This window comes from Sphingomonas sp. SKA58 (assembly GCF_000153545.1).
GTDB classification, from domain to species: domain Bacteria; phylum Pseudomonadota; class Alphaproteobacteria; order Sphingomonadales; family Sphingomonadaceae; genus Sphingobium; species Sphingobium soli.
In genome coordinates this window covers 1,131,464-1,141,650 of record NZ_CH959306.1, presented here as the reverse complement: position 1 = coordinate 1,141,650, position 10,187 = coordinate 1,131,464, and the positions used below count along the sequence as shown (strand labels likewise).

Annotated in this window: 8 protein-coding genes, 1 tRNA gene and 2 pseudogenes; 9 read left to right on the top strand and 2 right to left on the bottom strand. The window is 61.4% G+C overall.

Features of this window, described 5'->3' with window-relative positions; translation table 11 throughout:
• Positions 1 to 5: 5 nt before the first annotated feature.
• Entirely contained in the window at positions 6 to 1,658 is a 1,653-nt protein-coding gene (locus SKA58_RS06095) for an electron transfer flavoprotein-ubiquinone oxidoreductase (RefSeq protein ID WP_009821507.1), read from the bottom strand.
• 130 nt (positions 1,659 to 1,788) lie between these two features.
• Between SKA58_RS06095 and SKA58_RS06090 the strand changes: the two genes are divergently transcribed.
• From SKA58_RS06090 to SKA58_RS06060, 7 genes are all read left to right on the top strand, one after another.
• Entirely contained in the window at positions 1,789 to 2,520 is a 732-nt protein-coding gene (locus tag SKA58_RS06090) for a uracil-DNA glycosylase family protein (RefSeq protein WP_037542661.1), read from the top strand.
• The gene (locus SKA58_RS06085; RefSeq protein ID WP_037542186.1) at positions 2,517 to 4,304 is read left to right on the top strand and encodes a lytic transglycosylase domain-containing protein; all 1,788 of its coding nucleotides are present in this window, start codon (positions 2,517 to 2,519) and stop codon (positions 4,302 to 4,304) included. The genes SKA58_RS06090 and SKA58_RS06085 overlap by 4 nt, the downstream gene beginning before the upstream one ends.
• Positions 4,304 to 4,831: a molybdenum cofactor biosynthesis protein B gene (gene moaB, locus SKA58_RS06080; protein ID WP_009821504.1), complete on the top strand. Its 528-nt coding sequence runs from the start codon at positions 4,304 to 4,306 to the stop codon at positions 4,829 to 4,831. The genes SKA58_RS06085 and moaB overlap by 1 nt, the downstream gene beginning before the upstream one ends.
• Before the next feature lie 75 nt (positions 4,832 to 4,906).
• Complete coding sequence (gene dapB, locus SKA58_RS06075; protein WP_037542185.1) at positions 4,907 to 5,671, top strand: 4-hydroxy-tetrahydrodipicolinate reductase; 765 nt, start codon at positions 4,907 to 4,909, stop codon at positions 5,669 to 5,671.
• Positions 5,672 to 6,376, top strand: a complete 705-nt coding sequence (gene nth, locus SKA58_RS06070) for an endonuclease III (protein WP_009821502.1) — start codon at positions 5,672 to 5,674, stop codon at positions 6,374 to 6,376. It begins immediately after the preceding gene.
• Positions 6,377 to 6,431: 55 nt separating this feature from the next.
• Entirely contained in the window at positions 6,432 to 6,818 is a 387-nt protein-coding gene (locus tag SKA58_RS06065; protein WP_050763014.1) for a hypothetical protein, read from the top strand.
• A 72-nt stretch (positions 6,819 to 6,890) separates the two neighbouring features.
• A tRNA-Arg gene (locus SKA58_RS06060) sits at positions 6,891 to 6,967 on the top strand.
• A 340-nt stretch (positions 6,968 to 7,307) separates the two neighbouring features.
• Here the strand turns inward: SKA58_RS06060 and SKA58_RS06055 are convergent.
• Positions 7,308 to 7,748: pseudogene (locus SKA58_RS06055) on the bottom strand (IS256 family transposase); the annotation flags it as partial.
• 112 nt (positions 7,749 to 7,860) lie between these two features.
• On the opposite strand from SKA58_RS06055, the pseudogene istA reads away from it, so the two are divergent.
• A pseudogene (gene istA / locus SKA58_RS06050) lies at positions 7,861 to 9,383 on the top strand (IS21 family transposase).
• Entirely contained in the window at positions 9,373 to 10,179 is an 807-nt protein-coding gene (istB, locus tag SKA58_RS06045) for an IS21-like element helper ATPase IstB (RefSeq protein ID WP_009821099.1), read from the top strand. The pseudogene istA and the gene istB overlap by 11 nt, the downstream one beginning before the upstream one ends.
• The last annotated feature ends 8 nt before the right edge of the window (positions 10,180 to 10,187 follow it).

The window sequence follows — 10,187 nt, the reverse complement described above, 5'->3', positions numbered from 1 at the left end:
GGCGCTTACATATTGGGATAATTCGGCCCTCCGCCACCTTCCGGTACGACCCAATTGATGTTCTGGGTCGGGTCCTTGATATCGCACGTCTTGCAGTGAACGCAATTCTGCGCGTTGATCTGGAAACGGGGATCGCCCTCTTCCTCGCCGACCACTTCATAGACGCCCGCCGGGCAGTAACGCTGCGCCGGCTCATCATACAGCGGCAGATTATAGCTGATCGGGATCGCCGGGTCCTTGAGCTGCAGGTGGACCGGCTGGTCCTCCTCATGATTGGTATTGCTCAGAAACACTGACGACAGCCGGTCGAAGCTGATGACGCCATCGGGCTTGGGATAGGAGATTGCCGCGCACTGTTCCTTGCGCCAGATTTTCGCATGATCAGGCTTGTGCTTCATGGTGAAGGGCAATCCGATCTTCAACGTGCGCATCCACATATCGATACCCGCAAGCAGCGTGCCGATCGTGTTGCCGAACTTTGCAAGCAGCGGTTCGGCATTCTTGACCAGCTGCAATTCGGTAGCGATCCAGCTGGTCCGTACACGATCATCATAGTCGGACAGAATGTCGCCCGTGCGTTCCTGCCGGATCGCCTCGAACGCGGTTTCAGCCGCCAGCATGCCCGATTTCATCGCTGTGTGCGTACCCTTGATCCGGGGCACGTTGACGAAACCGGCGGAACAGCCAATCAGCGCGCCGCCAGGGAACGCCAATTTGGGAATGGATTGCCAGCCGCCTTCATTGATGACGCGCGCGCCATAGGACACGCGACGGCCGCCTTCCAGAAACTGCCGGATTTCCGGGTGCTGTTTCCACCGCTGAAACTCTTCGAACGGATAGAGATGGGGGTTACGATAGCCCAGACCGACGACGAAGCCGAGCGCGACCTGCCCGTTGGCCTGATGATAGAGGAACCCGCCGCCATAGGCATCGGTCAAAGGCCATCCCTGGCTGTGGATGACAAGGCCCGGCTGGTGCTTGTCGGGATCGATATCCCACAATTCCTTCATGCCAAGGCCATAGACCTGCGGTTCGCAATCTGCATCCAGCGCGAACTGCCGCTTCAATATCTTGGTCAGATGGCCGCGCGCGCCTTCAGCGAAGAAGGTATATTTGGCGTGAAGCTCCAGGCCCGGCTGATAATCGGGCTTGCGATTGCCTTCCCGATCGATCCCCATGTCACCGGTTGCCACACCCTTCACGCTGCCATCCTCATGATAAAGGATTTCGGCAGCGGCAAAGCCGGGGAAGATTTCGACACCAAGCCCCTCTGCCTGCTCTGCCAGCCAGCGGCACAGATTGCCCAGCGACCCGGTATAGGTGCCCTTATTGTGCATCCAGCCCGGCGTCATGAGATGTGGCATGGTGATCTTGCCGCTTTTCGTCAGAAACCAATGCCGGTTGTCGGTCACCGGCGTATCGGCCAGGCTGCATCCCTGCTCTCGCCAGTCGGGCAGAAGCTCATCCAGAGCCTTGGGATCAATGACCGCCCCGGACAGGATATGGGCGCCGATTTCGGAGCCCTTCTCAAGAACACATACCGCCAGTTCTTCGCCCGCTTCACTGGCAAGTTGCTTCAATCGAATCGCTGCTGACAGACCAGCCGGCCCGCCGCCCACGATCACGACGTCATAGGGCATCGATTCCCGTTCGCTCATTCATCCCTCCTTGGCGCGACCGGCGGGCTGCACCCCGGCTGTCCGATCACCGCATTAGTCCAACAGTTTGTCATCCCAGGCGATGAAGCAGCTTGACCCCCTCGTCAACCTCTGGCCCTAGATGACGGCGATGCGGGGAATAATACAGGATGATGGCCAAATTGCCGCCCAGGCCTATCTGACCTGGTGGCAATCGGCCGGCGTGGACAGCGCCGTAGCGGAAGCGCCGATCAATTGGCTGCGCCCTGCTGTCGCGCCGGTTTCCGGTCATTCGGCAAGCCGCCCTACGTCCGTGGTTACTAACCAAAAGCCCAAAGAGCTCGAATCGTTCCAACACTGGCTCCAGGACGATTCCGCGCATCCCGAACATCGTTGGCCGGGCCGCGCCATTCTCCCTGCCGGATCGGTCGATGCGCCGTTGATGATCGTGACTGACATGCCCGATCCCGCCGATCTGGATGCCGGAACGCTACTGGCCGATCGCGCTGGGGGGCTGTGCGACGCCATGTTGCGCGCGATCGCATTGGATCGCGCGGACGTCTATGTCGCCTCCCTGTTTTTTCGTCGTCCGCCCGGCGGCATGGTGGAAGCGGCCGACCTGGCAGCCGCTGCGGATCGTATGCGCACACATGTTCATCTGGCCCGGCCTCGCCGTCTGCTGCTGCTGGGCGACAGGACGGTCCGTGCGCTGATGCCGGTGAGCGGTGAGGTGCAGCCGGATAGTTTACGCAACTTTAATCATGATGGCGGCATCGTGCCCGCTGTCGCCACATTCCACCCGCGCCTTCTGCTCAGCCAGCCCGCGGCAAAGGCGGAATGCTGGCGCGCCCTGCAAAGCCTGATCGAGGAAAACCGTCCGTGATTCGAGCCGCGACCCGCCTGTCTTGTCTTGCCATGCTTGCCGCAGCGGGGATCGCGGCCGCGCCCGCCCGCGCCGAAACCGCCGACGTACTGCCGGATATGAAGACGATCGGAGCGGCCGCGTCGCCCTTTGACCTGCGCGATGGCGACAAGGCTCGTTACAGCGCGATCTTCGGCGCGCTGAAGGGCGAACGCTGGGCTGAGGCCAAGGCGATGATCCTGGCGCTGGACCCGCAGGACGCGGTGCGCCCGGTCGCTCTGTCGGAACTCTATCTTGCCCGCAATTCCCCGCGCGTGGAACTGTTCGATCTGCTGGATCTCATCAACAAGGCGGCCTGGCTGCCCAGAGCCGATCAGTTGTCTCGCCTCGCCCAAAAACGCGGCGCGACGATCCTGCCCGCACTTCCCCAGATCCAGAAAATGGTCTGGCTTGGCTCGGCGCCCCGCCGCCAATATGTCGCGGCAGTCAAGACCGACATGCTGGCGCAGGCGCTGACTGGCAAGATTCAGGGCTTCATCAATGCCGATGATCCGATGGGCGCCGAAGGCTTGTTGTCGACCGGGGAGGCGGGCTTGTCGCCGGAGGGCCTGACCGAAGTACGGCAGCGCGTGGCCTGGGCCTATTATATTGAAAATGACGATAGTAACGCCCGTCGCATGGCCGCCCGCGCGCTCGAAACGCGGACCGGCGGTGATTGGACGGTGCAGGCGCACTGGACCACTGGCCTTGCCGCGTGGCGCCAGAATGACTGCCGCGCGGCCGCGCCGGCTTTCGCCAATGTCGCCGCGCTGGCCGGCAATAGCGACATGCGCGCCGCCGGGGCCTATTGGGCGTCGCGCGCCTATATGGTTTGCGGCGAAGCAGAAAAGGTCGAGAATTATCTGAAACTTGCCGCCCGCTCGGATGAAACCTTCTATGGCCTTCTGGCGCGGGAGTCGCTGGGCATGCCGCTGGGCGGAGCGCCCCTCGCCGCCCGCTTTGGCAGCAGCGAATGGCAAAAGCTCAAGGACAGCCCCAATGCCCGTGCAGCGATCGCATTGGCTGCGATCGGACAGCAGGACGAAGCGGATGAGTTGCTGCGCTATCAGGCAAAACTGGGCGGCGCAGACCAATATGATGCCTTGCTGCGCCTTGCCAGCACGCTCAACCTGCCCGCGACCCAGCTATGGTTGGCGCATAACGGCCCTGCTGGCACGCAGCCCGGTAGCTTCGCCCGCTTCCCCGCGCCCGACTGGCGTCCCGATGGCGGATGGCGGGTCGACCCGTCGCTGATCTACGCCCACACGCTTCAGGAATCGGGTTTTCGCACCAATGTCGTCAGCAGCGCCGGCGCGCGCGGCCTGATGCAGGTGCGTCCCGGCACGGCAGGCGATGTCGGCCTGACCGACGCCGCGCAGCTCTTTGTTCCCTCCACCAACATGGAATTTGGCCAGCGTTATCTGGAAAGCCTCCGCGACATGAGCGCGACCGGTGGCCTGCTGCCCAAGGTGATGGCCGCCTATAATGCCGGGCCGCAGCCAGTCGAGCGGTGGAACACGCAGGTGCACGACAAGGGCGATCCCCTGCTGTTCATGGAATCGCTGCCCTATTATGAAACCCGCGCTTATGTGAACATCGTCATGCGCAATTACTGGATGTACCAGATCCAGGCAAAGGGCGCCGCCGAGTGTCTGACCGGCATGGCGCAGGGCCTGTGGCCGACCTTTCCGACAGCCAAGGGCATGAAGCTGGTGCGCCTCAGCAAAGCCGATGGGCAAGGCAGCATTGGCGGCGGCACCGACTGATGCCGATCGACGACAGCCGGCCTTTCGTGCCGGTCCGCATCGCCGTGCTGACCGTGTCCGACACGCGCGGCCCGGCCGACGACCGTTCGGGCGATACGCTGGTCGAGCGGCTGGAAACGGCGGGGCATGTCCTGGCCGCCCGCTATATCGAGCGCGATGACAGGGCCGCCATCGTCGCACGGCTGCACGCCTGGATCGACGATCCCCAGATCGACGTCATCCTGACGACCGGCGGTACGGGCGTTACCGGCCGCGATGTGACGCCCGAAGCACTGCGCCAGGTGCAGGACAAGGAAATACCAGGGTTTGGCGAGCTGTTTCGCTGGTTGAGCTTCCAGACCATCGGCACATCGACCATTCAGTCACGGGCCACGGCCTGCGTCGCGCGGGGCACCTATATCTTCGCCCTGCCCGGCTCAACCGGCGCGGTGAAGGACGCGTGGGACGGCATTCTCGTCAGCCAACTCGACAGCCGGTTTCGTCCCTGCAACTTCGTCGAACTGATGCCGCGCCTGACTGAGCAATGACGGCACGGCATCATCGCGCCATCCGCCCAACCGGCCTCTCGACTCTGTGCCTCCCTGCCGACTAAGGCAAAGGTCATGACAAGCATCGGAATCTTTGGAGCAGGCGGCCGCATGGGCCGCGCGATCGCCGCCGCAGCAACGGACGCAGGCCTTTCCATCGCCGGAGGCACCGACCGCACGGCCGACGGCGAAATCACGCCGGGCGTCGCCATGTCAGACGATCCGCTCGCACTGGCTGAGCGATCCGACATCCTCATCGACTTTTCCGCGCCCGCTGCCTTGTCTGCCCATCTCGAGGCCTGCATCACGGCGCATAAGCCCATCCTGATTGGCACGACCGGTCTTGAGGCGACCCACCACGCCCTGATCGACGAGGCGGCGGCGAATATTCCCGTGCTCCAGACCGGCAACACCTCCCTTGGCGTCAACCTGCTCGCGGCGCTTGTGGAACAGGCGGCGGCCGGCCTGGGTGAGGACTGGGACATCGAAATTGTCGAGATGCATCACCGCCACAAGGTCGATGCGCCGTCCGGCACGGCGCTGTTGCTGGGAGAGGCCGCAGCGCGCGGTCGCGGCATCGTGCTGGCCGATCATAGCGAGCGCGGGCGCGATGGCATTACGGGGCCACGCACGCCCGGAACAATTGGCTTTGCCGCGCTGCGTGGTGGATCCGTGGCGGGCGATCATCAGGTTATCTTTGCCGCTGAAGGCGAGCGGATAGAAATTGGCCATCGCGCGGAAAATCGCACCATCTTCGCTCGCGGCGCTGTGAAGGGCGCGCTCTGGCTCGCCGGCCAGCCTGCCGGTCGCTATGACATGAAAGCGGTGCTGGGTCTCTAGATGAACAAGACGCAGATTTTCGACTTTTTCAGCCGCCTTGCCGACGCCAATCCCGCCCCGCAGACCGAGCTGGACTATGGCAATGACTATCAGCTTCTCGTGGCGGTGGTGTTGTCGGCGCAGGCAACCGATGTCGGCGTCAACAAGGCGACCCGCGCCCTGTTTCGTGAAATCCATACGCCCCAGCAGATGATAGACCTGGGCGAGGACGGCCTTAAACAGCATATCAAGACGATCGGCCTGTTCAATGCGAAGGCGAAGAACGTCATTGCGCTGTCAGCCATTTTGGTGCGCGATTTCGGCGGACAGGTGCCGCAGGATCGCGATACGCTCACGACCCTGCCCGGTGTCGGGCGAAAGACCGCCAACGTCGTTGTGAATACGGCCTTTGGTCAGGAAGCCTTTGCCGTCGATACCCATATCTTCCGCGTCGGCAACCGCACCGGCCTTGCGCTCGGGAAAACTGTGTTGGCCGTCGAGCAGAAACTCGACAAACGCGTGCCCGCCCCCTTTCGTCGCGACGCGCATCACTGGCTCATCCTGCATGGCCGTTATGTGTGCAAGGCGCGGCGGCCGGAATGCTGGCATTGTATCGTGGCGGACCTGTGTCGCTACAAGCCCAAGACGCCTCCGCCCGCATCCGCAGCGGGAACCCGCGGCAGCCGCGCCCGTTCTCGTGCCGTTCAGGAGCCTCCTGCCAAATAGTGACGGAAGACCCTGCCCCGCGTCGTCGATCCGGCGGGAGATGAGGAGAAAGATGATGGCCGTCAGCACCCCGATCCGTCTATTGTCGGCTTTTGCCGTTATCGCGCTCGCGCAACCAGCGATCGCCAAGGATAAGCCTGACCCCTATGTCGCCAAGGGCGAACCGGTCGATTGCATCAACATCCGCTCGATCCGCTCATCCCGTGTGCGGGACGACCGCACGATCGACTTTGAGGTCAGCAACCGGAAAATTTACCGGAACACGCTGCCCAACAGTTGTCCCAGCCTCGGTTTCGAAAAACGTTTTTCGTATCGCACCAGTATATCCCAGCTTTGTTCTGTCGATATCATCACCGTGCTTTGGAATGTCGGCCCGGGCCTGCAACCGGGCGCAAGCTGCGGACTGGGCAAATTCCAGCCGATGGAAAAGCCTGCAAAATAAGCTGCCATCAGGCGATTTGATGCTGGCACAGCGCGCCGGGCTTTGCTAAGCGCCGCTCCTGACCTACGTCACGCACCCATAGCTCAGCTGGATAGAGCGTTGCCCTCCGAAGGCAAAGGCCAGTGGTTCGAATCCACTTGGGTGCACCATTATTTCAATCACTTAACCGACCCAAACCAAGCCAACACAGCCGCGGGTGTGCGGTAATATGCATGCTATTATCAATTTTGGCGGTTGAAAGCATCAAGTGCCTCCCCTCGAAAATCGGGGGGATGATGGCTGCAACGAGCCGTAGGCCGCGCATCGGAGTGGTCTAGCCAACCACCGATCTCGAACATGGGCACACCCTTGCGCGTGAACCGGGTGCCGCAGGTGGCGCGCTTGTCATAGCGGGGGCGATGGGTCGCCACTGCTTGACCTTTCTTTGTGTCGATCGTGTCCCGGGGGATGGTGTAACAGCGGGTATCCTCGGTAGAGGATCGGACTGGATCAGGCTGCCACGCCGGGCAAACTGATGAGGGGATTGTCGCTGACGGTGGCGAGACTTTCAAGTGTCATATATCGGCGAGCCACGGCCCATTCGTCCTGCTGTTCGAGCATGAGGGCTCCGACGAGGCGTACAATGGCCGCGTCATTGGGAAAGATGCCGACAACGTCGGACCTTCGTTTAATCTCTCCGTTGAGACGTTCCAGGGGATTTGTGCTGGAAATCTGCGGCCAATGTTCTTTCGGGAAGGCTGTGTAAGCGAGGACGTCTTCGCGGGAGCCATCCATCATCTCAGCAAGTTTGGGAGCGCGATCACGCAGGGCATCGGCGACTGTTTGCCATTGCTTATGAGCCTCCTGAGCAGTTTCCTGCGCGAAAATTGTCTTGATCATGGCGGTGACGGCAGCACGCTGCTTAGTGGAAACATGGGCGAGCGCATTGCGTGTTGATTTCCACTGAGAAGTGACCCGGGTAGGGCGTAAATTTCCACTGAGAATTGACCCATGTTGAACTCGTCCCTGGCTTTGACAAGCGAGGGTATATGGAGTGTTGGACATGGCGTTATTGAGCGTTATCCGGCGCTGGCATTTTCGCGATCATCTACCGATCCGGGAGATAGCGCGGCGCACCGGACTATCACGCAACACGATCCGCAAATATTTGCGGTCCGAGACGATCGATCCGCGGTTCAAGGTGCCTGATCGACCAAGCAAACTGGACCCATTTGCTGAGCATCTGGCGGCCTGGCTGCGGCGCGATATGGGCCGATCGCGCAAGCAGAAGCGCACGATCAAGCAGTTTCACGCCGATTTGGTGAGCCTGGGTTATGAAGGATCCTACAACCGGGTTGCCGCTTTTGCTCGGGACTGGCGCGAAGATTATCGGCGCCAGCAACAGATTGGCGGGCGTGGGACATTCGTGCCCCTGTCGTTCGCGCCGGGGGAAGCTTTCCAGTTTGATTGGAGTGAGGACTGGGCAATCATCGCCGGGGTTCGGACCAAGCTGCAGGTCGCGCATTTCAAGCTCAGTTACAGCCGGGCATTCATCGTGCGCGCCTACCTGCTGCAAACCCATGAGATGCTGTTCGACGCCCATAATCACGCCTTCCGCGTGCTGGGCGGCGTGCCGCGCCGGGGTATCTATGACAATATGCGCACGGCCGTCGACAAGGTCGGGCGTGGCAAGGAACGCACCGTCAACGCACGCTTCCTGACGATGGTCAGCCACTATCTGTTCGAAGCTGAGTTCTGTAACCCGGCTGCGGGATGGGAAAAGGGGCAGGTCGAGAAGAATGTCCAGGATGCGCGGCACCGTCTGTGGCAACCCACGCCGCAGGTCGAAAGCCTTGATGCGCTGAACCTGTGGCTGGAGGAGCGCTGCAAGGCGTTATGGGAGGACATCCCTCACGGGATCGAACCCGGATCGGTTGCCAATGCCTGGGCCGATGAATCTGAGTGTCTGATGGTTGCGGGCAGGCCCTTCGATGGTTTTGTGGAATATCGCAAACGGGTATCGCCGACGTGCCTCATCCACTTTGAGCGCAATCGCTACAGCGTACCGGCCTCTTTCGCCAATCGCACTGTCAGCCTGCGCGTCTATCCTGATCGCTTCCAGGTCGTCGCCGAGGGGCAGCCAATCTGCGCACATCAGCGCATCATCAACCGCTCTCACGACGGTCCAGGTCATACGGTTTATGACTGGCGCCATTATCTGGCGGTCGTGCAGCGCAAGCCCGGCGCCCTGCGCAACGGTGCGCCCTTCCTTGAGCTACCCGATGCGTTCCAGCGTCTGCAGCGACATCTGTTGCGCAATCCCGGCGGCGACAGGAAATGGTCGAAATACTGGCGCTGGTTCTTCATCATGATGAGCAACTGGTGCTGACGGCGGTCACCATGGCGCTGGAGGCTGGCGTTCCGACCAAGACCCATATCCTCAATCTGCTCTATAGGCTGGTCGACGGAAAACCGATCTCCACGCCGCCGGTGACGGCGCCCCAGGCGCTCAAGCTGGTCAGCGAACCGATGGCCAATGTCGAACGCTATGATGATCTGCGCAAGGAGAAGCGTCATGCGTCATGACCCTGCCAGCGGCGCCATCGTCGTCATGCTCCGCAGCCTCAAGATGCATGGCATGGCGCAGGCCGTCACCGATCTCATGGAACAGGGATCTCCAGCGTTCGAAGCCGCCATCCCGATCCTCTCCCAGTTACTCAAAGCCGAGACAGCAGAACGGGAGGTTCGGTCTGTGGCCTATCAGCTCAAGATCGCGCGCTTCCCTGTCTATCGCGATCTGGCCGGCTTCGACTTTACCAGTAGCGAGGTCAATGAAGCTCTGGTGCGTCAGTTGCATCGCTGCGACTTCATCGACATCGCCGACAATATCGTGCTGGTCGGCGGTCCTGGCACCGGCAAGAGCCATGTGGCAACGGCGCTGGGCATCCAGGCCATCGAACATCATCGAAAGCGCGTCCGCTTCTTCTCGACGGTCGAACTGGTCAATGCGCTCGAGCAGGAAAAAGCACAGGGCAAGGCCGGTCAGATCGCCAATCGCCTCCTGCACTCCGATCTCGTTATCCTGGATGAGCTTGGATATCTGCCGTTCAGTGCTTCAGGTGGCGCGCTGCTCTTCCACCTGCTGAGCAAACTCTACGAGCGCACCAGCGTCATCATCACCACAAACCTGAGCTTCAGCGAATGGGCCACCGTGTTCGGCGACGCCAAAATGACCACGGCGCTCCTCGATCGGCTTACCCATCACTGCCACATCCTGGAGACCGGCAACGATAGCTTCCGCTTCAAAAACAGCTCTGCCAAGCAGGCCAGAACCCAAAAGAGAAAACCACGGGTTGACCCACCCGTGACACCCGAAACATAATCCGCAGA

Coding starts and splice junctions, on each gene's coding strand:
- istB (WP_009821099.1), top strand. CDS start 9,373: ATGCGTCATGACCCTGCCAGCGGCGCCATCGTCGTCATGCTCCGCAGC.
- dapB (WP_037542185.1), top strand. CDS start 4,907: ATGACAAGCATCGGAATCTTTGGAGCAGGCGGCCGCATGGGCCGCGCG.
- SKA58_RS06065 (WP_050763014.1), top strand. CDS start 6,432: ATGGCCGTCAGCACCCCGATCCGTCTATTGTCGGCTTTTGCCGTTATC.
- moaB (WP_009821504.1), top strand. CDS start 4,304: ATGCCGATCGACGACAGCCGGCCTTTCGTGCCGGTCCGCATCGCCGTG.
- SKA58_RS06095 (WP_009821507.1), bottom strand. CDS start 1,658: ATGAGCGAACGGGAATCGATGCCCTATGACGTCGTGATCGTGGGCGGC.
- nth (WP_009821502.1), top strand. CDS start 5,672: ATGAACAAGACGCAGATTTTCGACTTTTTCAGCCGCCTTGCCGACGCC.
- SKA58_RS06090 (WP_037542661.1), top strand. CDS start 1,789: ATGCGGGGAATAATACAGGATGATGGCCAAATTGCCGCCCAGGCCTAT.